At 61.0% G+C, this 23300-nt stretch carries 22 protein-coding genes; 12 read left to right on the plus strand and 10 right to left on the minus strand.

The window, feature by feature from the left end; all coding sequences use genetic code 11:
• Positions 1–15: 15 nt before the first annotated feature.
• The 5 genes from BLW69_RS15340 to BLW69_RS15360 are packed head-to-tail and all read left to right on the plus strand — an operon-like array spanning position 16 to position 4873.
• The gene (locus BLW69_RS15340; RefSeq protein WP_092663148.1) at positions 16–942 is read left to right on the plus strand and encodes an N-carbamoyl-D-amino-acid hydrolase; all 927 of its coding nucleotides are present in this window, start codon (positions 16–18) and stop codon (positions 940–942) included.
• Between the two features lie 12 nt (positions 943–954).
• The gene (gene hydA, locus BLW69_RS15345; protein ID WP_092663150.1) at positions 955–2415 is read left to right on the plus strand and encodes a dihydropyrimidinase; all 1461 of its coding nucleotides are present in this window, start codon (positions 955–957) and stop codon (positions 2413–2415) included.
• Positions 2412–3071, plus strand: a complete 660-nt coding sequence (locus BLW69_RS15350; RefSeq protein ID WP_092663152.1) for an aspartate/glutamate racemase family protein — start codon at positions 2412–2414, stop codon at positions 3069–3071. Before hydA ends, BLW69_RS15350 begins: the two co-directional genes overlap by 4 nt.
• A 5-nt stretch (positions 3072–3076) precedes the next feature.
• Positions 3077–3991, plus strand: coding sequence for a LysR family transcriptional regulator (locus BLW69_RS15355; RefSeq protein WP_092663154.1), 915 nt, complete (start codon positions 3077–3079; stop codon positions 3989–3991).
• 27 nt (positions 3992–4018) lie between these two features.
• Entirely contained in the window at positions 4019–4873 is an 855-nt protein-coding gene (locus BLW69_RS15360; RefSeq protein ID WP_092663474.1) for a D-amino-acid transaminase, read from the plus strand.
• A gap of 48 nt (positions 4874–4921) precedes the next feature.
• Here the strand turns inward: BLW69_RS15360 and BLW69_RS15365 are convergent, their stop codons facing one another.
• The 3 genes from BLW69_RS15365 to BLW69_RS15375 all read right to left on the minus strand — a co-directional run bounded on the left by BLW69_RS15365 (position 4922) and on the right by BLW69_RS15375 (position 8099).
• Complete coding sequence (locus BLW69_RS15365; protein ID WP_092663156.1) at positions 4922–5869, minus strand: isoaspartyl peptidase/L-asparaginase family protein; 948 nt, start codon at positions 5867–5869, stop codon at positions 4922–4924.
• Positions 5870–5946: 77 nt separating this feature from the next.
• Positions 5947–7539, minus strand: a complete 1593-nt coding sequence (locus tag BLW69_RS15370) for an ABC transporter substrate-binding protein (RefSeq protein WP_092663158.1) — start codon at positions 7537–7539, stop codon at positions 5947–5949.
• Entirely contained in the window at positions 7536–8099 is a 564-nt protein-coding gene (locus BLW69_RS15375; RefSeq protein ID WP_244508848.1) for a MarR family winged helix-turn-helix transcriptional regulator, read from the minus strand. The genes BLW69_RS15370 and BLW69_RS15375 overlap by 4 nt, the downstream gene beginning before the upstream one ends.
• Positions 8100–8306: 207 nt before the next feature.
• On the opposite strand from BLW69_RS15375, the gene BLW69_RS15380 reads away from it, so the two are divergent.
• The 7 genes from BLW69_RS15380 to BLW69_RS15410 all read left to right on the plus strand — a co-directional run bounded on the left by BLW69_RS15380 (position 8307) and on the right by BLW69_RS15410 (position 15513).
• A complete protein-coding gene (locus BLW69_RS15380) occupies positions 8307–9008 on the plus strand; it encodes a creatininase family protein (RefSeq protein WP_092663160.1) in 702 nt (233 codons plus the stop codon).
• Between the two features lie 60 nt (positions 9009–9068).
• Positions 9069–10040, plus strand: coding sequence for an ABC transporter permease (locus BLW69_RS15385; protein WP_062459224.1), 972 nt, complete (start codon positions 9069–9071; stop codon positions 10038–10040).
• A complete protein-coding gene (locus tag BLW69_RS15390) occupies positions 10040–10915 on the plus strand; it encodes an ABC transporter permease (RefSeq protein ID WP_062459221.1) in 876 nt (291 codons plus the stop codon). The genes BLW69_RS15385 and BLW69_RS15390 overlap by 1 nt, the downstream gene beginning before the upstream one ends.
• Complete coding sequence (locus tag BLW69_RS15395; RefSeq protein ID WP_092663162.1) at positions 10912–12636, plus strand: dipeptide ABC transporter ATP-binding protein; 1725 nt, start codon at positions 10912–10914, stop codon at positions 12634–12636. The genes BLW69_RS15390 and BLW69_RS15395 overlap by 4 nt, the downstream gene beginning before the upstream one ends.
• A 19-nt stretch (positions 12637–12655) precedes the next feature.
• Positions 12656–13540 (plus strand): polysaccharide deacetylase family protein, encoded by an 885-nt coding sequence (locus BLW69_RS15400; protein WP_092663164.1) that lies wholly within the window; start codon positions 12656–12658, stop codon positions 13538–13540.
• Positions 13533–14297 (plus strand): SDR family NAD(P)-dependent oxidoreductase, encoded by a 765-nt coding sequence (locus BLW69_RS15405; protein ID WP_092663166.1) that lies wholly within the window; start codon positions 13533–13535, stop codon positions 14295–14297. The genes BLW69_RS15400 and BLW69_RS15405 overlap by 8 nt, the downstream gene beginning before the upstream one ends.
• Before the next feature lie 286 nt (positions 14298–14583).
• Positions 14584–15513 (plus strand): LysR family transcriptional regulator, encoded by a 930-nt coding sequence (locus BLW69_RS15410; RefSeq protein ID WP_092663168.1) that lies wholly within the window; start codon positions 14584–14586, stop codon positions 15511–15513.
• Positions 15514–15519: 6 nt separating this feature from the next.
• On the opposite strand, the gene BLW69_RS15415 is transcribed toward BLW69_RS15410, so the two are convergent.
• The 7 genes from BLW69_RS15415 to BLW69_RS15445 all read right to left on the minus strand — a co-directional run bounded on the left by BLW69_RS15415 (position 15520) and on the right by BLW69_RS15445 (position 23279).
• The gene (locus BLW69_RS15415) at positions 15520–16878 is read right to left on the minus strand and encodes an MmgE/PrpD family protein (RefSeq protein ID WP_092663170.1); all 1359 of its coding nucleotides are present in this window, start codon (positions 16876–16878) and stop codon (positions 15520–15522) included.
• A 96-nt stretch (positions 16879–16974) separates the two neighbouring features.
• The gene (locus tag BLW69_RS15420) at positions 16975–17985 is read right to left on the minus strand and encodes a serine hydrolase domain-containing protein (RefSeq protein ID WP_092663172.1); all 1011 of its coding nucleotides are present in this window, start codon (positions 17983–17985) and stop codon (positions 16975–16977) included.
• Positions 17982–18767, minus strand: coding sequence for an ABC transporter ATP-binding protein (locus BLW69_RS15425; RefSeq protein ID WP_092663174.1), 786 nt, complete (start codon positions 18765–18767; stop codon positions 17982–17984). The genes BLW69_RS15420 and BLW69_RS15425 overlap by 4 nt, the downstream gene beginning before the upstream one ends.
• Positions 18764–19630 carry an ABC transporter ATP-binding protein gene (locus BLW69_RS15430; protein ID WP_092663176.1) on the minus strand — a complete coding sequence of 289 codons (867 nt, stop codon included), beginning with the start codon at positions 19628–19630 and terminating at the stop codon, positions 18764–18766. Before BLW69_RS15430 ends, BLW69_RS15425 begins: the two co-directional genes overlap by 4 nt.
• Entirely contained in the window at positions 19623–20567 is a 945-nt protein-coding gene (nikC, locus tag BLW69_RS15435) for a nickel transporter permease (protein WP_092663178.1), read from the minus strand. The genes BLW69_RS15430 and nikC overlap by 8 nt, the downstream gene beginning before the upstream one ends.
• Positions 20568–20574: 7 nt before the next feature.
• Positions 20575–21651, minus strand: a complete 1077-nt coding sequence (locus tag BLW69_RS15440) for an ABC transporter permease (RefSeq protein WP_092663180.1) — start codon at positions 21649–21651, stop codon at positions 20575–20577.
• A gap of 11 nt (positions 21652–21662) precedes the next feature.
• Positions 21663–23279, minus strand: a complete 1617-nt coding sequence (locus BLW69_RS15445; RefSeq protein WP_199864876.1) for an ABC transporter substrate-binding protein — start codon at positions 23277–23279, stop codon at positions 21663–21665.
• Positions 23280–23300 lie beyond the last annotated feature (21 nt).

A 23300-nucleotide genomic window follows, 5' to 3' on the forward strand; every position in this document is an offset into this window, starting at 1 on the left:
CGAAAGGAAACTCCGATGACCATCATGAAGATCGCAGGTGCCCAGCTCGGCGCCATCCAGAAAGCAGACAGCCGCGAAAGCGTCGTCATCCGCATGATTGCGCTTCTCGATGAAGCCGCTTCGAAGGGCGCCGACATGGTCGTCTACCCGGAACTGGCGCTCACGACCTTCTTCCCCCGCTGGTATATGGAAGACCAGGCCGAGGTCGATTTCTGGTTCGAGACAGAAATGCCCAATGCCGCGACGCTGCCGCTGTTCGATCGCGCCCGCGAGCTCAACATCGCCATCACCTTTGGTTACGGCGAGAAGACCCCGGACGGACACTATTACAACACCTCGGTTGTTACTGACCGGCAGGCCAATATCGTCGGCAAGTATCGCAAGGTGCATCTTCCCGGTCATTCCGAATACGATACCGAACGGGCCTTCCAGCATCTTGAGAAGCGCTATTTCGAGCCCGGTGATCTCGGTTTCAACGTCTGGCGCAACGAAGGCGTCATCATGGGCATGGCTATCTGCAACGACCGCCGCTGGCCGGAAACGTTCCGCTGCCTCGGCCTGCAGGGTGTCGAACTTGTGACGATCGGCTACAACACGCCGTCGGTGAACAGCCAGATGAGCGCCGAAGGGTTGGAGAAGCGGCTTTTCCATTCCGACCTTTCCTTGCAGTCCGGCGCCTACCAGAACTCGACCTATGTCGTCGGCGTCGCCAAGGCGGGCAACGAGGACGGCCACCCGCTGATGGGCGGCTCGATTATCGTCGATCCTGACGGTTTCGTTCTCGCCCGTGCCGTGACGGAGGAGGACGAACTCATCATCGCCGAATGCGATTTTTCCAAATGCGACTTCGGCAAGAAGACGATCTTTGATTTCGAGCGCCATCGTCGTATCGAGCATTACGGGCGCCTAACGAGCCAGACCGGCGTGATCATCGAAGTGTAAGGAAAGACCGACATGACAGCGTTTGATACGGTCATCCATGGCGGTCGCATCGTCACCGCATCCGACATATTCGATGGCGATATCGGCATCACCGATGGTCGGATTGCGGCGATCGGCGAGAAGATCGCTGGAGGCGCGCGCCGGATCAATGCCGGAGGCAGGCTGGTCGTTCCCGGCGGCATCGAGGCACATGCCCACATCGCCCAGGAAAGCTCCGCGGGCGTGATGACCGCGGACGACTACTATTCGGGCTCGGTCTCCGCCGCCTTCGGTGGCAATTCGTCATTCATCCCGTTCGCGGCCCAGCATCGCGGCCAGTCGATCGCCGATGTCATCGCGACCTATGACGGTCGTGCCGCGCCGCACTCGGTGCTCGACTATTCCTACCACCTGATCATTTCCGACCCCTCGGCGTCAGTTCTTGCAGAGCTGCCGGGCGTGTTTGCCAAGGGCATCACGTCGTTCAAGGTGTTCATGACCTACGACCTGATGAATATTGGCGACGGCGGCATGCTCGATATCCTGACCGTTGCCAAAACCCATGGGGCGCTCACCATGGTCCATGCCGAAAACAACGACATGGTGAAGTGGATGAACAAGCGGCTCGCGGCGGCCGGGCTGACCGCGCCAAAATACCACGCGATCAGCCGTCCGGAGCTTGCGGAGGAAGAAGCGATCAACCGGGCCGTCTCGCTGGCAAAGCTGGTCGATGCAGCACTCTTCATCGTCCACGTCTCAACGGCTGGCGGCGCTGCCATCGTCCAGCGCGAAAAGCTCGCCGGCACGAAACTGTTTGCCGAAACATGCCCGCAATATCTGGCGCTGACCCGTGATGATCTCGATCGGCCCGGCATGGAAGGGGCGAAATTCATCTGCTCTCCACCGCTCCGCGACGCGGCAACGCAGGAAGCGCTCTGGCGACATGTGCAGTCAGGCACGTTCGAAAGCGTCTCCTCCGACCACGCGCCCTACCGTTTCGATGCCAGCGGAAAATTTGCCAATGGTGCCGATGCGCACTACCCGAAGATCTCCAACGGCATGCCCGGCATCGCCATGCGCCTGCCCTATCTGTTTTCGGAGGGCGTCGCTAAAGGCCGCATCACGCTGCAGCAGTTCGTTGCACTCTCAAGCACCAATGCGGCCAAGACATTCGGTATGGCTAAAAAGGGATCGATCGCACCCGGCTACGAAGCCGATATCTGCATCTGGGACCCGGAAACCCGCCGCAAGGCAACGCTTGCCGATCAGCACGACAATATGGACTACACACCGTTTGAGGGCATGGAGATCGAAGGCTGGCCAGTCCTCACCATGAACCGCGGCGATGTCATCGTCGAGAACGGCGAGTTGAAGGCGGACCGTGGTCGTGGTCGTTTCATTGCCCGCAGCCCCATCGACCTGACCGGCAAGCCCGGCTACCGTGCCAAGGAATTCGATCCGGCGCAGAATTTCGGCGTGGAGATCGCCCCATGAGAACCGTCGGCCGGATCCTCGTCATCAACCCGAACAGTTCGGAAAGCGTCACCGAAGGCCTGCGCGAGGCGCTCTCCGGAATGCAGTTTCCGGCTGGTCCCGTTATCGAATGCGTCACGATCGATGAGGGTCCGCCCGGCGTCGTCACCCAGCGCCATGTGGATGAAGCCGCGTTGCGCACTGCCGACCTGATCGAAACCCGGCCGGATGCATCAGCCTATGTGCTCGCCTGCTATTCGCAGCCCGGGCTGGACCTTGCACGGTCGATCACCACCAAGCCGGTCTACGGCATCCAGGATGCCGGCGTACTGAGCGCCCTGGCGCTTGCAGATCTCTTCGGCGTCATCGCAGTCGCCGAAGGTTCAATCCCCCGTCACATGCGCAACCTTCGCCGCCTCGGCGTCGATGGCAGGCTTGCCGGCGAGGTCGCGCTTGAAGGCGCAATCAGCGTCGCCGACAGCGGCCATGGAGAGGAAAGCTATGCGGCTCTCGTGAAAGCCGGGCTGAAATTGCGCCAGATGGGCGCCGGCGCGATCGTGCTGGGCTGTGCCGGCATGTCCGGCCACCGCCGCCGGCTTGAAGAGGAGCTCGATGTGCGCGTGATCGATCCGACCCAGGCTGCCGTCGCGATGGCGCTTGGCGCAGTCCTCACCTGAACGCCATGACCGAAACCGAGCAGAAACCAGATATCTCCCTGCGCCTCCTCGAAATCTTCGGGGCCATGATGCGCTGCGAAACGACCGTCGAGGCCGCCGAGCAGTTGGGCATTTCCCAGCCCGCCGTTTCGAACGGCATCCGCCAGCTGGAAAACCAGCTCGGCATAACGCTGTTCGAGCGGCTGCACCGGCGGCTTGAGCCGACTGAGGAAGCCACGCTTCTGTTTGAAGAGGTGCGCCCGGTCTTCAGCATGTTGCGCAGCTTTTCCGCCCGCGCTCGCTCGATAAGGCATGGCACATCGGGACGGTTGCGCGTCATGTCGACGCCGCCGCTTGGCAATACGGTCGCACCGGTGGCGCTTGCACGGTTCCTGAAGGACCGTCCGGATGTCTCGGTCGCTTACGATGTCCGCCGGCTCGAACACGTCATCGAAGCTGTGCAGAGCGGGGCCGCCGACGTCGGTCTTGCGATCGCGCTGGAACGGCATCCGTCTGTGAATGTAGAGATCCTGTCGCGCACCCATATGGTCGCGCTCGTGCCGAAGGACCACCCGGTCGCTAGCCGGCAGGAGGTGACGGTCAGTGATTTGTCCGAACACGGTTTTATCGGCCTCGAAGCAGAATCGCGCATGGGCCAGATGCTGCGCGACGCCTTCGATCGCGAAGGTATCGACTATGAGCCACGGGTCGAGGTGCGCTATTGCGCAACGGCTGCGGTTCTGGCCGGAGCAGGCGTCGGGGCGGCGGTCGTCGATCCCTATAGTGCAGCCCACCAGTCATTGCAGGGGTTGGTGCAACTGCCCTTCCAGCCACCCCGAGAAGTCGCGGCCGTCCTGATTACCCGCAAAGGCATACCGCGCTCACGCCTGCTGCACGGGTTCATCGCCGAACTGAAGCGAGCCGCCGGCGATGTGTTTTGAATTCCCGACATGCTGAAGGAGATTGTCTTGTCCCGTATCGTTTATTTGAATGGCGAATGGCTGCCCGAAGCCGAAGCAAAGGTCTCCGTGTTCGACCGCGGATTTCTGTTCGCGGATGCCATCTACGAAGTGACCGGCGTCATCGACGGCAAGCTTCTCGAATATGAGGGCCACGCCGCCCGCCTGAAGCGCTCGATCACGGAACTGGGTCTGAACCTGCCGATTTCCGCCAGCGAACTTCTGGAGGCTCACCGGGAGATCATCAGACGCAATGAACTCAAGGAAGGCCTGATCTACCTTCAGCTGTCGCGCGGCCCGGCCGACCGTGACTTCGCCTTCCCGAAGGATCCTTTGCCGACGCTGGTTCTCTTTACCCAGGCAAAATCTGTGATCGAAAACCCCAAGCTAGCGACCGGCCTGTCCGTCGCTCTGCTGCCCGACTGGCGCTGGGAGCGCCGCGATATCAAGACGGTGCAGTTGCTCTATCCATCGATGGCCAAAGTGCAGGCGATGGACAAAGGCGCCGATGACGCCTGGCTTGTAGAGGACGGCTTCGTCACGGAGGCAAGCTCGGCGACCGCCCATATCATCGACAAGAGTCGCAGGCTGATCACCCGCCCGCTGTCGAACGCAATCCTGCACGGCATCACGCGCGCAAGCGTGCTTGATCTCGCGGAGAAAGCCGGCATTCCCTATGACGAGCGCGCCTTCACGCCCGATGAAGCGATGAATGCCGCGGAAGCCTTCATCACATCCGCCACCAACTTCGTCATGCCGGTCACCCGCATCGACGGTGAACCCGTCGGCGACGGCAAGCCGGGGCCTCTGACGCTCAAACTGCGCGAACTCTACATCGCCGACAAGATCGCCAGCGCAATCTAAGCGCCGCGAGGCCGCCGTAACAGCGGCCTCCGCAATCTCCGGGTCGCCTTACTCGATCCTGAACACCACGTCGTGGGTAGCAACGAAGAATTCGCCGTCAGGCGTGACCCAGCCGCGAAACATGCCGTCGGTGTTGTAAGGTGTGGTGATCGTTCCGTCGGCTCCGACGGCCACAAGTCCGGCACCGATAGCGTGCGGCTTCAAGTCTTCCATGATCACCTTCGACGCCGCCTGCTCCACGGTTTCGCCGAGATAGCCAATGCGGCTTGCGACCTCATGGCCGACGGCATAGCGGATGAAGAGCTCGCCCTTGCCGGTGCCAGATACAGCGCAGAGACCGTCGCGGGCATAGGTGCCGGCGCCGACGATCGGGGTATCGCCGATACGACCGACCGGTTTGTTGTTGTAGCCACCGGTCGAGGTTGCGGCCGCCAGATGTCCGGCACTGTCGAGCGCGACGGCCCCCACCGTGCCGTGCTTTTCGGATTCGCTCGCCGATGCAGCCGTGCCGGCCGCCGCATGCGCCTTCATCGCAGCCAGCGCTTTCACGCGCTTTTCGGTGGTGAAATAATCGGGTTCGACGACGTCCAGGCCCTCGACCTTGGCAAACTCGTCGGCGGCATGGCCGCCCATCAGCACCGCTTCACCCTTTTCCATCACCCGCCGCGCCGCCTTGACGGGATTGCGGATGCGCCGCACCAGTGTCACGGCGCCTGCTTCGAGCGTCGCGCCATCCATGATCGAGGCATCGAGTTCGTGCTCGCCGGCGGCATTGAGGGCTGCGCCATAGCCGGCATTGAAATGCGGGCTGTCTTCCAGCACCACGACCGATGCCTGTACGGCGTCAAGCGCCGAGCCGCCGGTGCTCAGCACCGCCCATCCGGCTTTCAACGCATGACCGAGATCGACGCGTGCCGCTTCCCATTCCGCTTCGCTGAGGCCGAGCTTTGCCATCACGCCGCAACCGCCATGGATCGCCAGTGCAATCTTGCCCATGATCTTCTCCTTCCCATGAATAAAAAAGCCGGGCAGCAGAACCGCCCGGCCAAGTTTACCTCCGGTTGGCGTGGAGGCTATTTCGCAGGCCTGATGTTCATGGCCAGTGTGTCTTCGTCCGAACGCGGCACGATGGTGATGCTCTTCTTCATGCCCCAGGCGGATACGATCGAGGCGATCGAAAGATTGGGGCGATCGGAAGCGACCAGCGCGTTGGCGTCCTTCAGGTACTGTTCGCGCTTGCCCGCATCCATCTCGACACCGGCCGCCTCGATCAGCTTGTCCATCTCAGGGTTGGAGTAACCGCGGATGTTGAAGGCGCCGAGCTTCTTCGTCGGATCGTTGGTATGGACCAGCGACGAGAGCGTGTAGTTCGCCTCACCCGTCAGCGTGCCCCAGCCGGACATGGTCAGCGAATAATCGCCGCGTGTGTTGGCCGGGAAATAGACGGCGCCGGGCTGTGCGTTGGCTTCCACCTGGATGCCGATCGCAGTCAGCATCTGGGCGATCGTCGTGCCGGTGTCCTTGTCTCCCGGCAGGCGGTCGTTGGTGAAGGAGAACGTCACCTTAAAACCATCGGGATAACCGGCGTCGGCAAGCAGCTTCTTTGCCTTCTCGACATCGGAAGGTGCCGGCTTCACATCCGGATTGTAGCCGAAGATGTTGGGCGTCACGAGCTGCGACTGGACGGTGCCCATGCCTTCCATGGCGATCTCGGTGATGGTTTCGCGATCGATCGCAAGATCGAAGGCTTCACGCACACGGGGATCGATGAAGGGGTTCTTCGGCAGCGGCGAACCGTTCTTGGCGCTCACCTGCGGCGACTTTTCGCGGAAGTCGAAAGCCATGTTGAACAGGTAGACGCTGTCCTGGCGAACGATCGTCAGCTTCGAATCCGTTTCCAGTGTCGGCACGTCGGATGCCGGAATACGGGCGATCAGATCGACCTGACCGGCCTTCAGCTGTGCAACGCGCGCGGCGTCGTTGGGGAGCTCCTTGCGAATGACCTTGTCCCACGGCTCCTTACCGCCCCAGTAACCGTCAAAGCTCTGAAGAACCAGCTGCTCCTTCGGCGTCCAGGACACGAACTTGTATGGACCGGTCCCGATTGCAGCCTTGCCGGAATTGAAACCTTCCGAGGCCTTTTCCGCGCTGTCGGAATAATCCTTGGCAGCGATGTGCGACACCACGAACAGACGGATGAAATCGTTGGGCAGGTTCGGTGCCGGGCCATCGGTCTTGACGCGGATCGTCAGCGGATCGACGATTTCGACGCCCTTGACGCGGCGGACGTAGATGGTTGTCGGGTTCGGGCCGGCGACTTTCGGAATACGCTCGATCGAGAACTTGACGTCCTCGGCGGTGAAGTCCGAACCGTCATGGAATTTGACGTTCGGGCGCAGCTTGAATTCCCAGGTCGTGTCGTCGATCGCCGTCCATCTGGTGGCAAGGCCCGGCTCGAGTTCGAGATTGTTGCCCGACTTGATCAGCGAGTCGTAGATGTGCTTCATCGCCTCGGCGTGAGTGCCGGCGGCGGTAAAATCGGGATCGATCGACAGCGGACCGGCGCGCACGCCGATGGTGAGGTCGGCAGCAAGGGCTGCGCCCGAAACGCCGCCGAGCAAGCCGGTGGCGAGCACGATGGTGCGGAATGTCTTGGAAGCCGTCATTCTTCGTTCTCCTCTATTGTTGTCATTGGTGGCCAGTTGGGTGAATCGACGACGACCTTGGCGAGCAGTTCCGACAACATCAGCTGTTCGGCCGGCGTCAGCGACGAGATCATGGCCATCTCGCGCTCCACCATCGGCTGCATGGCCTGATCGACGATGCGTCTGCCCTCCTCGGTGATGTAGAGGACAAAACTTCTGAGGTCCGCCTGGTCGATTTCGCGACGGACGATGTTCTTGTCGATCAGCTTCTGGATCGCCCGGCTGATCGTGTTCTTCGGAAAGCCCGAGGAATTGCAGATGGCACTGGCCGTCAGTCCGTCGGACAGGCCGAGCGAATAGATGACGACGAATTCCGGCCGCGCCAGGCCGTGTTCCTTTTCGATCAGTCGGTAGATCGGCTCGTTGAACTGCAGCGCCAGAAAGTTGAACCGGAACGACAACCAGCACGGGTTCCGCCAAAGTTTCACGGACACCAGATCCTCGACGCCATGCGTGCCGGCGGCGGCTTTTCCGCCCTCCCGCAGCAGGGTCTCCAGTGTCGGTCCACGCGTCTGTCGCACTCTTCGGTCGCTTTCGAGCTTCGTGAAGTTTAGTCCCGTATGGAACTTGACGATCGTTTAAATGGCTGTCAATTTCTTTTTTTAGTCCCGTATGGAACTTTGCTTCATGCGACACAAAGCATCGGAAAGCACAAATATTGTGCGTCCGTGCGAAAAACAGAACGTTCTTTGCGCAGTTGCACGAAGTTTGAGAACGAGGGTAGCGAATTGAAGATTGCCGACATGAACTGGATGCAGGTTGAGGAGCGCGTCGCAAAAGATGATCGCTGTATTTTACCGATCGGCAGCGTCGAGCAGCACGCCTATCTCAGTCTCGCGACCGATATGATCCTGGCTGAAAAGGTCTCGGTCGATGCCGCAGAGCCGCTCGGTATTCCGGTCTTCCCGGTCGTGCCTTATGGTCTCGCCTCGTCGTTCGCGACGTTTCCGGGCACGCTGACGCTGTCGCTCGCCACCTATATTGGCGTTATCGAGGATCTGCTCGACAGTATCTACCGCTCCGGTTTCCGGCGAATCCTGATCGTCAACGGCCATGGCGGCAACACGCCGGCGACGGTGGTGATTTCCGAATGGCTGAATGCCCACCCCGACGCATCGGTCAAATTCCACGACTGGTGGCGGGCGCCGCAGACGCTGGCCAAGGTGCAGCAGACCGATCCCGCCGCATCGCACGCGTCTTGGATGGAGAATTTCCCCTGGACGCGCACCACCGACGCGCGTCAGCCGACGACTGCCAAGCCACAGATCGACTACGCGGCGCTTGCCCGCGTCGGCGCTGCGCAGAAGCGCGAACTGCTCGGTGACGGCAATTATCACGGTCTCTACCAACGCCCCGATGAAGACATGGCAGCGATCTGGGAGGTCGCCGTTTCCGAGACCCGCGCACTACTGGAAGGCGACTGGCACTGACCACCGCCTGACACACGACGCATTTTCGAACCCCGCACGAGACGGGAGAACAGGGAACGAATGTTTGGATTCATCCTGCAAAGGCTGTGGCAGGCGCTGATCGTGGTCCTTGCCATGTCGGCACTGGTATTCTGTGGCGTCTATGCCGTGGGCAACCCGATCGACGTGCTGATCTCACCGGACGCAACGCAAGACATCCGCGCCGCCGTCATCGCGCAATACGGTCTCGACCAGCCGCTGTGGCAGCAGTATTTCACCTTTGTCGGGCGTATCCTGCACGGTGATTTCGGCCGCTCATTCGTCTACAACATGCCGGTCAGCGAACTGATCCTGACCCGTCTCCCGGCAACGCTCGAACTGACACTGGCGGCCGTGCTGTTTGCCAGCCTCGTCGGCATCCCGATTGGCATGTATGCCGGCTATAAGCCGCACAGCCCCATCTCGCGTGCCATCATGGCGCTTTCCATCCTCGGCTTTTCCGTCCCGACCTTCTGGTTCGGCCTGATGCTGATCATGGTGTTTGCCGTGCAATGCGGCTGCATGCCGGCCGGCGGACGCGGCGAGACCGCCAGCCTGTTCGGCGTCGACTTCAGCTTCCTCACCGGTGATGGCCTTTCCCACATGATCCTGCCGGCGCTGAACCTCTCACTGTTCAAGTTCTCGCTGATGATCCGTCTTGCCCGTGCCGGCACTCGCGAGCTGATGCTCAGCGACACGGTGAAATTTGCTCGCGCCGCCGGCCTTTCGGAATTCACGGTGCTGAGCCGGCATGTGCTGCGGCTGATTTCCATTCCGCTGGTCACCGTGTTTGGCCTCGAACTCGGCTCGACGCTCGCCTTTGCCGTCGTCACCGAAACGATCTTTTCTTGGCCCGGCCTCGGCAAGCTGATCATCGACAGCATTACCTCGCTCGACCGTCCGGTCATGGTTGCCTACCTGATGTTCGTCGCCCTCCTGTTCATCGTCATCAATTTCGTGGTCGACCTCACCTATGCGCTGCTCGATCCGCGTCTGAGAAAGGGGCGTGCCTGATGCGCGACACTCCACTCTCCCGTTTTCTCAATGAATTCCGCCGCAACAAGGTTGCCACCGGCGCTGCCGTGTTCGTGTTCGTCATCGTGTTCATCGCCCTGATCGCGCCGCTGGTGACGCCGCAAGACCCTTACGACCTCGCGCATCTGGTGCTGCGCGACGCGCGGCGTCCGCCCGGTTACGTCGGGACCGGCGGCTACACCCATTGGCTCGGGACCGACTCGCAAGGCCGCGACCTTCTGTCCGCCATCATCTACGGCCTGCGGATCTCGCTGCAGATGGGCATCATCGCCAGCGGCACCGCTTTCGTCATCGGCGCCGTGGTCGGCTGTGCCGCCGCCTATATCGGCGGTCGCTTCGAAAGCCTTGTCATGCGCATCGTCGACCTGCAGCTGTCGTTCCCGGCCATTCTGCTCGCCTTCGTCATCGCCGCCATTCTCGGCCAGGGTCGCTACCAGCTGATCCTCGCGCTGATCTTTGCCCAATACGCCTATTTTGCCCGGACCGCCCATGGTGCGGCGGCGGCCGAACGGCAGAAGGATTATGTCGAGGCAGCGCTCTCCATCCCGCTGTCGCCCTGGCGCGTGGTGCTGCGGCATATCCTGCCCAACTCGCTGCCACCACTGATCGTGGTCGCCACCGTGCAGATCGCCAGCGCGATTTCGCTTGAAGCAACGCTGTCGTTCCTGGGCGTCGGCCTGCCGCCGACCGAACCGTCGCTCGGCATGCTGATTGCCAACGGTTTCCAGTATCTGCTCTCTGGTCGCTACTGGATCTCGATCTACCCCGGCCTGGCACTGATCATCTTCATCGTCTCACTCAATCTCGTCGGCGACCAGATCCGCGACCAGCTCAACCCGAGGCTCCGCCGATGACCGATACAGTGACAACACCGGCGACGCCGCTTCTCGAAGTCACCAATCTCAAGACCTGGTTCCCAAGCGGGCGCAGCGAAGTCAAAGCCGTCGACGGCGTCTCCTTCTCGATCGCGCCGGGAGAGGTGCTGGGTCTCGTCGGTGAATCCGGTTCCGGCAAGTCGATCACCGGCTTTTCAATAATTGGCCTGATCGACGAACCCGGCCGCATCGTCGAGGGCTCGATCAAGCTGGAAGGTCGCGAACTGGTCGGCTTGCCCGCCCACGAGCTTCGTGCCATTCGCGGCAAGACCATTTCGATGGTCTTCCAAGACCCGATGATGACACTCAACCCGGTCCTGAGCATCGGCATGCAGATCAAGCTCGCGCTGGAAGCTCACGAAAATATCGGCAGTGCCGAAGCCCGTGAGCGCGCGATCAAGGCGCTGGCCCAGGTTCGCATCAGCGATCCGGAACGCAAGGTGGATTTCTTCCCTCACCAGTTTTCCGGCGGCATGCGCCAGCGCGTGGCGATTGCGATAGCGCTTTTGCACCGGCCAAAACTGATCATCTGCGATGAACCGACGACCGCACTTGACGTGTCTATCCAGGCGGAAATCCTTGCCGAGATGAAGGAGCTTGTCTCCGAGCTCGGCACGGCGCTGATCTGGATCAGCCACGACCTTGCCATCGTATCATCGATCGCCGACCGGGTTGCGGTCATGAAATCCGGCAACATCGTCGAGATCGGCCCGGCACTCGGCGTGCTGACGAAACCGCAGCACGACTATACGCGCGCGCTGCTCGATGCCCTGCCCTCGCGCGCCAAACCCGGCGAACTTCTGTTGCGCGGCAGCGGTATCGCAGACGCGGCACCACCGCCGCGCAAATCGGCAACCGCCAACCTGCCGCCCCTCGGAAGTCCCTATCTGGTCATCGACGATGTCGTGAAACGCTTCGAAAAGCCGGCCGGGTTGTTCAGGAACCTCGCGATCAAGTCCGGTCTGTCACAGCCGCTCAATGTCGTCCACGCCGTCGCCGGTGTCTCGCTGACGGTCAAGCGTGGCGAAGTTCTGGGCCTCGTCGGCGAATCCGGATCCGGTAAATCGACGCTCGGTCGTATGGCAGCCGGCATCACCGTGCCGACATCGGGCACGATCCGCTTGAACGGCCAGCCCGTCATGAGCACCGGCCGAGCGCCAAAAAAGATCACGACCCGCATCCAGACGATCTTCCAGGATCCGTTTGCCTCGCTCAACGGCCGCATGCGCATCGGCGACATCATCGCCGAGGGGCCGCTTGCCCACCGGCTGGTAAGCCGTGCCGAGGCGGCGGTTTATGTCGGACAATGGCTGGCAGCCGTCGGTCTCGACCCGAGCTTTTCCAACCGCTTCCCGCACCAGTTTTCCGGCGGCCAGCGGCAGCGCATCGCTATTGCCCGGGCGCTCGCCATGCAGCCGGATGTGATCGTTTGCGATGAGCCGGTCGCCTCGCTCGACGTGTCGATCCAGGCGCAGATCATCAACCTTCTGATCCGACTTCGCGCCGAACTCGATCTGTCGCTGGTGTTCATCAGTCACGATCTGTCGGTGGTACGCCACCTCTGCGACCGCGTTGCCATCATGTACCAGGGCCGGATCGTCGAGGAGGGCGAAGCCGCCGCCATCTATGCCGATCCGCAGCATGCCTACACGCAGCGACTGCTGGCGGCCGTACCGGTGCTGCCACAGGCAGCCGAATGACTTAAACGGAGGACGGGATATGGAACCCTGGGAATGGGACGAAGCGACCTGGCGCGGCAAGGTCGACAAGGTGCGGGCCGGCCGTTCGCTGAAGCCGAAGACCTGGAAGAATGGCGCCCGCTGCGCCGTCGCACTCTCTTTCGATAGCGACCATGAGACCAACGAATTGCGTGACGGCGGCGAATCCATCGGTCGCCTGTCATGGGGCCAATATGGCAATCGCCGCGGTGTACCGCGCATCTTGGAAACGCTGAAGGCTGCCGACGTGCCCGCCACATTCTTCGTGCCGGCCGTTGCAGCCCTCCTTCATCCGGACGAGCAGAAACGAGTCATCGCCGAGGGCCACGAGATCGGCCTGCATGGCTGGATCCACGAGGTGAACACCAAGGTCCCGCCGGAGAAGGAACGCGAACTGCATCTGCGCGCCGCCGACACGCTGGAAAAGATCACCGGCGTACGGGCCGTCGGCATGCGCACCCCGTCCTGGGATTTCTCTGACGTAACGCTGGAGATCGAACGCGAACTGGGCCTGATCTACGATTCATCCTTGATGGCCGACGACGATCCCTACGAGCTGGTCGAGAACGGCGAACCGACGGGAATGGTAGAACTGCCCGTCGAATGGATCCGCGACGATGCCGTCTACTTCAACATGAACCGGTTTACCGCCCACCGCCCCTACACGCCGCCGCCGGCCGTGCTCGACATCTTCAAGCGCGAGTTCGACCTCGCCTACCAGGAAGGCGGCCTGTTTCTGCTCACCATGCATCCGCATGTCTCCGGTTACCGCTCGCGCATCTTCATCCTCGAAGAGTTGATCCAGCACATCAAGCAGCACGACGACGTATGGTTCGGCACCCATGCCGACATTGCCCGCTTTGCCAAGGAGAATGCCGATGGCTGAAACGACTGACACGACACCCAAAGTGGCTCTCGTCACCGGCGGCGGCCGCGGCATCGGTCGCGCCTGCGCGCTGGATCTGGCAAAACACGGTTTCGATATCGTTCTGGTCGATCTGATCGAGGACGATCTGGCTCGAACCGCCGGCGAAATTGCCGATCTCGGCCGCCAGGCACTGACCTTCGTCGCCGACGTACGCGACTACCGACGCGCCGCTGAGATCGTCGCCGAAGTCGATGCGCACTGGGGCCGTATCGACGTGCTGTTCAACAATGCCGGAAAGCCGATGCCGAAGGGGATCGAGGAGATCACCGAGGACGAGTTCGACACGACGATCGATATCAATCTCAAGGGTGCCTTCAATTATATCCAGCCGACCGTACCCCTTATGCGCCGCAACGGCGGCGGCCGGATCATCAATATGTCGTCGATGAACGCCCACACCGGTGGCGTGACCAGCGCTGTCAGCAAGTTTGCGTATACGTCAGCCAAGGCCGGCATTCTTGGCATGACCCGGGCGCTCGCCAAGGAACTCGCCCCCAAAATCGTCGTCAACGCCATCTGCCCGGGTGTGATCAAGACGGAACGCTCGAACGCCATGATCGACGCCCGAGAAGCCCAACTCGCCGCCGGCATTGCTATGAAGCGCGTCGGCACGCCACAGGATGTGGCAAGCGTGGTCACCTTCCTCGCGACATCGGAGCCGAACTTCCTCACCGGACAAGACATCCAGATCGACGGGATGCAGTGGGTACGGTGAGGTAGACACCGCGTAGCGGCGGCTCGACTGGCCAGTAGGGTGGTGATTGTTTCTGGTCGCAGGATCGACCATCATCCGCCCTGCAAAAAGCTGGGCAGAGGCCTTTAAAGTTCCGCTATCGCATCGAACATCGAATGACGGCGTCTACCTTGAATCAACTGTCAACCTGTCAGCACTTGATCGACACAGCAGATAGCGGAGGTGGCCTTGATCGCCGAATGTAACCGCTTGCCGGTCGCGAGGCGCCGTGTAATGGTTTGTTTCGAAAGCAATACAGAGGTTTTCTATGGAAGTCAGATGGTTAGAGGACTTCCTGACTCTCGGCCATTTCTTGAACTTTACGGCCGCAGCCAAGGACAGGAATATCACACAGTCAGCCCTCAGCCGCCGCATCATGCAGCTTGAGCAATGGGCGGGACTGACGCTGGTCGATCGCTCGACCTATCCGGTGCGGCTTACACCGGCCGGCGAAAGCTTTCTGCCGCGGGCTCGCAAGGCAGTCGATACAATTTCCTCGCTGCGCGAGGATACGCTGCGAACTCACAGCGCTCCTGAAGAAGTAATTTCCTTCGCAACGATGAGTACTCTGGTCCTAACATTCTTCCCGCTCTGGATGGAGAAGGTCGAGGCACTGGGGGAGCCGTTCCGGACGCGGTTTTCGGAAGCCTATTCCTCATTTTCCGGAAATGTCTCCAAGCTGCTCCGCAACGAATGCGATTTCCTTCTGACCTATGCGCATGAAAGCGTGCCGGCGATCCGCGATCTCGCGGAGCACCCCTATCTGACGCTGGGCTCGGAACGCGTGATTGCCATTTCCGCCCCGGACGAGGCAGGGCAGCCGATCCACCCACTCACGATCGGCGGGGCGCCGGTGAATTATCTCAGCTACCGGGATAGTTCCTTCTTCGCGCAGGCACTGCCACAAGCGATCTTTGAAAGAGCACCTTTCCAGCTCAACACCGTTTACGAGAACGCCATGTCTGCTGCCCTGAAAGCAATGGCCGTCGCGGGCCACGGGGTTGCGTGGATACCCGAAAGCCTTGCCGTCAACGAGCTCAAGAACAAGCAACTCGTGAGAGCTGCCGACTCCGCCTATGACATGATCGTGGAGATTAGGCTCTACCGCTCCTTCCGGCTGAGATGCAAAAGCGTCGGCCGGTTCTGGAGCCGTGCGGAAGAGGTCGGCATGCTCGCCGACCGGGTTGCCCTGCCGTAAACTGCCTCAAGCAGCAGCGGCACGGCCATCGAAAAGCACATCCAGGAAATGCAGGTCGGGTTGGTCGTCCAACTGGTTCAGCTTGGTCTGGATGAGCTCGACATCCTCCATATCATCGAGGCAATTGCTGATCTTTGCGCGACGCGCATCATCCTGGAAGGGATTGGCGAGGCCGCCGCGGGCCGCTGCGCGTTGCGTTTCCAGAATCCTTCCATCAGAAAGCGTTATTGTCAGCCTGTGCGGCAGATTGGATTTGGCGGCAGCCTCTTCCTCAGCGCTGTAATGTGTCATGGAGATCTTCGTTAGCAGCGGATCGCTTGCAAAACTCTCGATCGCGGCAGGCGTGAAATCCGACAGGACAAGCGTCTTCCTGCGAAGCGCAAGGGTTAGGCAATACTGCATGGAAAACCGCGCCTGCATCTCGTCCCTCGGCTCCGGATAGGCAAGGTTTCGATAGTTTGCGATTCCGACATGGCATTCGGCCGAGACGATCGCGTCGATATCGAATTGCTCCATCTGCATCAGGTCGAGGGCTGCATCGACGATCATGTGGGTGGAACCGCAGCATGGGTGCATTTTCGGCATCACGCCCGTCGTTTCGATCGTGTGTTCTCGGGTCTGAGCGATAGTATTGATGTCGTAGCCTAGAGGACCGATACCACCAAACATTTCGAGAAACCCCTGCTCGCCCTCGAGAATATCGAGGCGGCCGCTCAGGCCCTGCGCAGCGAGCAAAGCTGCCTCCACGGCATTTCGGGCTGCCATGCCGGCGTGGAAGGGTTTGACCGGCGTGCCGAACTGACCCTTTGTGCCAGATGCCATGCTGGCGCCGAGCGAAAGAGCGCGCGCGATACCGGCGGCATCGAGCCCCAGCAGCGTGGCAACGCCCGCAGCCGTGCCGATGCTGCCGACGGTCGAGGTCCCGTGCCAGCCGGCGGTGTAGTGGGAACCGGCAACACCGCTCCCCACAAATGCCTGCGCCTGCAGGGCAACGAGATAGGCATCCACCAGCATGCAGCCGCTTGCACTCGCGCGATTGGCAACGGCCAGCAGTGCCGGCAAGATGACCGCCGAAGCGTGGCTCATCCCGGGGCGAAAATTATCGTCGTAGTCGAGTGCGTGTGCCGCCGTCCCATTGACCAGAGCCGCGACGGATTGCGAATGCCGCCCACCGGTGACGAGCGCTGCCTCTCCGTCTGCTTGGCGGCCGAACGCATCGGCAACGGCACGGGTGGTCATGTCGTTGCGACCAGCGTAAAGGCAGGCAACGGTATCGGCGATCGCTTCTCGCGCCAGACGGCGGGCCGTATCGCTGCTGGTCGGTGGTGCCCAGCACCAGTTCGCTATGGTTTCGATGACGGTCATGTTCGAAGGCCCGTTGCTGGAAATGAAAAAGCAGTCCTTGCCGCGCCGAGGAGCCCGTTTCAGGACGAGGTATCTTGGGGCGGTGTGGGGAGGATATCAGGACGTATCGTTCATGGCCGCGAGGAGCAAACGCAACAATTTCCCCATGCCGAAACGCGTGACCTCACGCCCTTGGATTTCGGTGTCGACGCGATGGACGACCACCATGTCGAGTGCCGGGATGACGATGCAATAATGCCCGCCGGCACCCATTGCCGCATAACTCCCTCTCGGCGTCACAACGCTCGGCAGGAAGACGCCTTCCCGCTCCAGCCACCACATATAGCCATAACCACCATGCGTGCCGGCATGCGAATAGGGCATAACGCATTGCTGTGCCCAACCGGAGGGCAGAACCGAGGTACCGCTCCAGAGGCCCCGCTGCAGAAACAGCTGCCCGAAGCGTGCGAGATCTCTGCTCGACATGCGAAACGGATAGGCCCGGTGCTCGCTGATATCGAAGCTCTCGTGCCAGCCATCCGGCTCATCGCCTGCATGGGTGAAATCCTGCATGCCGATCGGTCCAGCGATCCGTCGCGCGAATGCCTGATGCACGGTTTCGCCCGTCAACGTCTCGAAGATCGTGCCGAGGGCGTTGAAATCCCAATTGTTGTAGCACCAGAACGTGCCCGGCGCGTGCGAGTGGCGAGGTTCCTTGATGCGCCGCATCCAGGGCGTCTCGTATCCGGCAGGGTGATAGATGCCGGAGCGTGCCGTCAGGAGGTCATAGACCGTTGCCTGCCTTTCTATGTCGCTCAGCCCTTCGCGATCGTTGATGCCGAGATGTTCGAGCGTCGCAGAAAGATCGATCCGCCCCTCCTCGACCTCAAAGCCGATCAGGGCTGCGAGAAAGCTCTTGCGCATCGAATGGCAGAGAAATTTGCGGTCTGGCTCGCCAAGCGACAGCGCCACCTTTCCTTGCCTGACGACGAGAAGCATGTCGGTCGGCTGGGTCGCCACAAACGCACGCAAAGTATCGAGGCCATCGCCATCAAATCCCGCCTCGGTCTCGCTCCCGTGCAATTCCCAATCCTTTCCGGGATTGGCAACGGATGAGGCAGCGATCATGCCGCCACCTCCGGCGAGCGGGCAACGGCCTCGACACTCGCCTGAAGAAATTCCCGCGTATAGTCTTCCTTCGCTTCGGACTGTCGGATCTGCTGCGATGTCAGCTCCTCGAGAATACGCCCCTTGTACATCATGCCGGCCCGCTCGCAGATATGAGCGATGACGGCGAGGTCGTGGCTGACCATCAGATAGGTAAGGTTTCGCTCTCTCCGCAGACGCTTCAGGAGATTGAGGATTTCCGCCTGCACCGAGACGTCGAGTGCGGAGGTCGGTTCGTCGAGCAGCAGGATTTCCGGTTCAACGATCAGCGCCCGCGCGATCGCTACACGCTGGCGCTGGCCACCCGATAGCTCGTGTGGATAACGATACCGGAAGGACGCACCAAGGCCGACGGCGTCGAGCGTCTCAGCGATGCGTTCAGAATGTCGATCGAAGCCGTGGATGCGCAACGGTTCCGACAAAACCTTTTCGACGATCTTGCGCGGATGAAGCGAGCCATAGGGATCCTGAAACACCATTTGCGCGCGGCGGAAGAAATCCTTGCTGCGCTTCTTCGGCAGCTCGCGATCGGCAAGCGTCAAAGCGCCGTGGTACTCGCTGCTGAGGCCCGACAATGCCCTCAGAATGGTCGACTTGCCGCAGCCGGATTCACCGATCAGGCCATAGGCTTCGCCTTTTCCGATACGGAACGACACGTCGTCGACAACGCGATTGCAGGCATGGTGCGGGCCGAAGCTGATGGAGAGACCGATCGCCTCGATAAGGGGTCTTGCTGCGATCATGCCAAAACTCCGTTGCGATAAACAGGACCGTCGAGCCAGTCGGGATCTCGCACCGGCACCGTCAGTTCGTCGGCCTCGACATCGAGCCGCGGAAGGCTCTTGAGCAGGGCCTTCGTGTAGGGGTGCTGCGCCTTGTGCAAATCCTTCGCCGGCAGGTCTTCCATGATGCGACCGGCATACATGACCAGGACCCGATCGCAGAAATCCGCCACGAGGTTGAGGTCGTGGCTGATGAACATCAGGCCGGTGCCGCGGCGCGTTACCAGTTCATCCAGAATGGTCAACACCTGGCGGCGGACAGTCACGTCGAGGGCGGAGGTCGGCTCGTCGGCAATGATCAGGTCCGGCTCAGGGATCAGCATCATGGCAATCATGACGCGTTGGCCCATGCCCCCGGAGACTTCATGCGGATAGAGCTTGAAGACACGTTCCGGATCCCGGATCTGCACCGATTCCAGCATGGCGAGCGCCTTGGCCTTCGCTTCCGCCTTTGGCGAATTGTGATGCAGGCGATACGCTTCGACGATCTGCTGGCCGATGCGCATCAACGGGTTGAGCGAATATTTCGGGTCCTGCAGGATCATCGAAATGCGGTTGCCACGAATCTTTCGCATGTCCCTTTCGCTGGCTGCAAGCAGATCGGTATCCTTGAAGCGCATATGACTGGCAGTGATCTTTGCAACCTTCGGCGTCAGCTTTAGAAGGGCGCGACCGGTCTGCGACTTGCCTGATCCGGACTCGCCGACGATGCCGACCTTTTCCCGGCCGATGGTGAAGGACAGCCCGCGCACCGCATCGAAGCTGCGTTGCGGGGTCTCGAAGCGGATGGTCAGATCCTTGACGTCGATCAGCGGCTTATCCATTGCGGGGATCCAATACGTCGCGCAGGCCATCGCCCAACAGGTTGAAGGCAAGGCTGGTGATGAGGATGGCAGTGCCGGGAATGGCTGCGATCCACCAGCTGGTCATCACGAATTCGCGGCCGGATGACAGCATCGTACCCCATTCCGGGCTCGGTGGCTGAGCACCGAGACCGAGGAAACCGAGGCCCGCGGCCGTCAGGATGATCGCGGCCATATTGAGGGTGACGCGCACCACGACCGAGGGAATGCACATCGGCATGATATGGCTGAAGATGATGCGAAGACTGGACGCGCCCTGAAGGCGGACGGCGGCGATATAATCCGAGTGCCGAACGGTGAGCGTTTCGGCACGGGCAAGGCGAGCGATCGGCGGCCATGAGGCAAGCGAAATGGCAATAATCGCATTCTCGATGCCCGGACCAAGCGCTGCGACGAAGGCAAGTGCGAGGATGAGGTTGGGGAATGCGAGAAACACATCGACGATGCGCATCAGGACTGTATCCACCCATCCGCCGAGATAGCCCGCGGTGGTGCCGACGATAAGCCCGATCGGTGCGACGATGACGGTGGTCAGAAGCGCGATGTAGAGGGTGATGCGGGCGCCGAACAGCAGCCGGCTGTAGACGTCTCGGCCGAGTTCGTCTGTTCCCAGCCAGTGCTGCGCGGATGGGGCGAGCAAGCGTGCCGCGAGGTTCTGATCATAGATGTCGTGCGTCGCGAGAAGCGGTGCAAACGTCGCCGCGATCAGCAGGAAGACGATAACGCACAATCCGAACAGGGCGGAACCGTTGGCGCGCAACCGCCGCCATTGCAGCCACAGTTGCTGCATGCGGGCATGCGAGGGCGAGGTCGGAACCGGCGCGCGCAGCCAGGCGCCAAGTCCCGTTCGGGCATTGGCGGGCAGCGCGGTCGAAGGGGTGATGGCTTTGTCAGTCATGGCGGCCTCAGCGGGTTCTGGGGTCGAAGACGCGATAAAGAAGATCGCAGATCAGGTTGAGCGTCACGAAGATGACACCGACGAGAAGCGAGCAGCCAACCACGGCATTCATATCACCGACGAGAAGTGCGTTGGTGAGGTAGCGGCCGAAGCCCGGCCAGGCGAACACCGTTTCCGTCAGCACCGCACCCTCGAGCAGGAAGGCGTAAGAGAGCGCAACGACGGTCATCACCTGAACCGCGACATTGCGGAAGGCATGGATCCAGACGGTTCTCGCCCAGGACAGGCCTTTGACACGCGCGGTGACGATATATTCCTGGCCGAGCTGCTCGATCATGAAACTGCGCGTCATGCGGCTGATATAGGCGAGCGCGCCAAAGCCGAGGATCGAAGCCGGCAGGATGATGTGGCCGAAGACGTTGCGAAACACTTCCCAATTGCCAACGAGCGCCGTGTCGATCAGGTAGAAGCCCGTTATCGGCTCGATATCGAATTCGTAGATGAAATCGATACGTCCCGGCCCGCCGATCCAACCGAGCGTGGCGTAAAACAGCACCAGTCCCATCAGGCCGAGCCAGAAATTCGGGGCCGAATAACCGATCAGGCCCGTGAAGCGGATGACGTTGTCGAGCCAGGAATTACGGTACATGGCAGACAGAACGCCAGCCGGAATCCCAAGTCCGGTCCCGATGATGATCGACAGCGTGGCAAGCTCGATCGTTGCCGGGAAGACGCGTGCGATATCGTCGATCACGGGCTTGCCCGTCGTCAGCGCGTCGCCGAAATCGAGAACGACGATGCCTTTGAGATAGACACCGAACTGGTACCAGAGCGGTTTGTCCATGCCGAGCGCCGCCGACATCTTCTCATACGCCTCCTGCGTGGCATTATCGCCGAGGATGGAGGCAACCGGGTCGATCGGCAGCATTCTGCCGATGAAAAATGTGAGCGCCGCGAGGCCAAAAAGGGTGACGAAGACCGGTAGCAGCGTCTTGCCCAGAATGCTGAGCACGACGAGGACCGGATTAGGCTTCGTACCGTTCCCCGCATCGCTGCGGGGAACCGAGTGGGTGATGTCCGCCATGATGACCCGCCCTACTTGGAGGCCATATCGTAGTAGACGCGGAAACCGTTCCAGGTCCAGTTCTGAACCTTATCGCTGATGCCGAGGATATTATACATCTGGAACATGATCGCCGACGGCCCCTGCTGCATCGTGTCCTTCTGCAGCTGGTAGTAGATCTGGTTGCGCTTTTCCGGATCGCCTTCGAGAAGCGCCTCCTTGATCCGCTTGTTGAAGTCTTCGTTCTGGTAGGCTGAGCGCCAAGCCGGAATCTGCGTCAGCTTGGCTTCCGGGCGGTTGTCCGGATTGTAGATCAGGCGCGAGGCGTTGCCGTGCGCATCCGGTACACTGGTCTGCCAGGCGAGCATTCCAGTCTGGAATTCGCGGCCACGAATACGGGCAAACAACTGAGAATTGGCCATGCGCTCAAGGTTCAGTTTAACCCCGACCTTGGAGGCGTTCTGCTGGATGCTCTGCGCGATCGGCGCCGAGTGCGGCAGCGTGCCGATCAGCACGTTTGCCTCGAAGCCATTGGGATAGCCGGCTTCAGTCAGAAGCGCCTTGGCCTTTTCGATATCGAGCTTGAAGGGCTGGCCTTGTTCGGCATCGAGCGCACCGGTGGCGCCGAGCTGTGCAAAGCTTGCACGCGGCACGCCGAGATATTTCATCACCGACTTGCCAAGGCCGTCATAGTCGATCAGGTACCGCATCGCGAGGCGCACCTTCTCGTCCTTGAAAACCGGATCGAGCGCATTGAAAGTCCAGAAAAACAGCTGCGGCTTCAGGACACGTTCGACCTTCAGGCCGGGCTTGCCGTCGAGATCGGCCAGATCGTCCGGCGACAGGTCACGGGCGATATCGACGTCACCCTTCTGGAGCAGCAGGCGCTGGGTGCCCGGCTCGGCGACGTGGCGAATGAGCACGCGCTTGAGCTTGGCCGCCTTGCCGTAATAATCGTCGTTGGCTTGGAGTACGATAGATTCACCGGCATTCCATTGCACGAGTTTGTAAGGCCCGACGCAGGCGGTGTTGGTGGCAAGATACTTGTTGCCGAAATCGCCGTTGACTTCGTTCTTGGTCAGCGTCGCCTGATCCAGCAGCGCCGAAACGCGGTTCGCACCGATCGCCTGCAGGATGAGGTTGGTCGGATAGGGGTTGTCGAGCGTCAGGACAAGCGTGTTGTCATCCTTGGCAACGATACGGTCCTTCACCGTGTCCTTGGTGAAGCCGTATTCGGTCAGCGTCGCGGCGTTGCCGTAACCCAGCATCACGACGCGCTGCATTGACCAGGCGAGCTCCTTCGCAGTGGCGGCTTCGCCGCTCGGGAACTTCATGCCTTCATTGAGGTGGAAGGTGATCTGCTTGCGATCCTCAGACACGTCCCAGCTTTTCGCAAGCAGCGGCATGACCTTGGATTCATCCTTGGGATCGAAGTCGACAAGCGAGTCGCACGTGTTCTGCAGAAGCTCGTTGGTGACGACCTCGCCGACCTGAGCCGGATCGAACGTGCTGATCGCATCGACATTCCATGCCATGACAAGTGCCGAAGCCGGCGTCGCAGCGTGGGCAGGCAGAGCAATCGAGGTGAGCAATGCGGCGGCAGTGGCGGCAATCGCCCTCTTATGCTTGGCAAAGTGTTTCGTCATCATGCTTTCAGTTCCCCTGTTTTT

Source organism: Rhizobium sp. NFR12, from assembly GCF_900108545.1.
GTDB lineage: Bacteria > Pseudomonadota > Alphaproteobacteria > Rhizobiales > Rhizobiaceae > Neorhizobium > Neorhizobium soli.

What these genes read in the sequence shown, in the direction of transcription:
- BLW69_RS15395 (WP_092663162.1), top strand. Translation starts at nt 10,912, where the DNA reads ATGACCGATACAGTGACAACACCGGCGACGCCGCTTCTCGAAGTCACC.
- BLW69_RS15410 (WP_092663168.1), top strand. Translation starts at nt 14,584, where the DNA reads ATGGAAGTCAGATGGTTAGAGGACTTCCTGACTCTCGGCCATTTCTTG.
- hydA (WP_092663150.1), top strand. Translation starts at nt 955, where the DNA reads ATGACAGCGTTTGATACGGTCATCCATGGCGGTCGCATCGTCACCGCA.
- BLW69_RS15415 (WP_092663170.1), bottom strand. Translation starts at nt 16,878, where the DNA reads ATGACCGTCATCGAAACCATAGCGAACTGGTGCTGGGCACCACCGACC.
- BLW69_RS15340 (WP_092663148.1), top strand. Translation starts at nt 16, where the DNA reads ATGACCATCATGAAGATCGCAGGTGCCCAGCTCGGCGCCATCCAGAAA.
- nikC (WP_092663178.1), bottom strand. Translation starts at nt 20,567, where the DNA reads ATGACTGACAAAGCCATCACCCCTTCGACCGCGCTGCCCGCCAATGCC.
- BLW69_RS15425 (WP_092663174.1), bottom strand. Translation starts at nt 18,767, where the DNA reads ATGATCGCAGCAAGACCCCTTATCGAGGCGATCGGTCTCTCCATCAGC.
- BLW69_RS15385 (WP_062459224.1), top strand. Translation starts at nt 9,069, where the DNA reads ATGTTTGGATTCATCCTGCAAAGGCTGTGGCAGGCGCTGATCGTGGTC.
- BLW69_RS15445 (WP_199864876.1), bottom strand. Translation starts at nt 23,279, where the DNA reads ATGATGACGAAACACTTTGCCAAGCATAAGAGGGCGATTGCCGCCACT.
- BLW69_RS15405 (WP_092663166.1), top strand. Translation starts at nt 13,533, where the DNA reads ATGGCTGAAACGACTGACACGACACCCAAAGTGGCTCTCGTCACCGGC.
- BLW69_RS15420 (WP_092663172.1), bottom strand. Translation starts at nt 17,985, where the DNA reads ATGATCGCTGCCTCATCCGTTGCCAATCCCGGAAAGGATTGGGAATTG.
- BLW69_RS15390 (WP_062459221.1), top strand. Translation starts at nt 10,040, where the DNA reads ATGCGCGACACTCCACTCTCCCGTTTTCTCAATGAATTCCGCCGCAAC.
- BLW69_RS15365 (WP_092663156.1), bottom strand. Translation starts at nt 5,869, where the DNA reads ATGGGCAAGATTGCACTGGCGATCCATGGCGGTTGCGGCGTGATGGCA.
- BLW69_RS15400 (WP_092663164.1), top strand. Translation starts at nt 12,656, where the DNA reads ATGGAACCCTGGGAATGGGACGAAGCGACCTGGCGCGGCAAGGTCGAC.
- BLW69_RS15350 (WP_092663152.1), top strand. Translation starts at nt 2,412, where the DNA reads ATGAGAACCGTCGGCCGGATCCTCGTCATCAACCCGAACAGTTCGGAA.
- BLW69_RS15440 (WP_092663180.1), bottom strand. Translation starts at nt 21,651, where the DNA reads ATGGCGGACATCACCCACTCGGTTCCCCGCAGCGATGCGGGGAACGGT.
- BLW69_RS15370 (WP_092663158.1), bottom strand. Translation starts at nt 7,539, where the DNA reads ATGACGGCTTCCAAGACATTCCGCACCATCGTGCTCGCCACCGGCTTG.
- BLW69_RS15355 (WP_092663154.1), top strand. Translation starts at nt 3,077, where the DNA reads ATGACCGAAACCGAGCAGAAACCAGATATCTCCCTGCGCCTCCTCGAA.
- BLW69_RS15430 (WP_092663176.1), bottom strand. Translation starts at nt 19,630, where the DNA reads ATGGATAAGCCGCTGATCGACGTCAAGGATCTGACCATCCGCTTCGAG.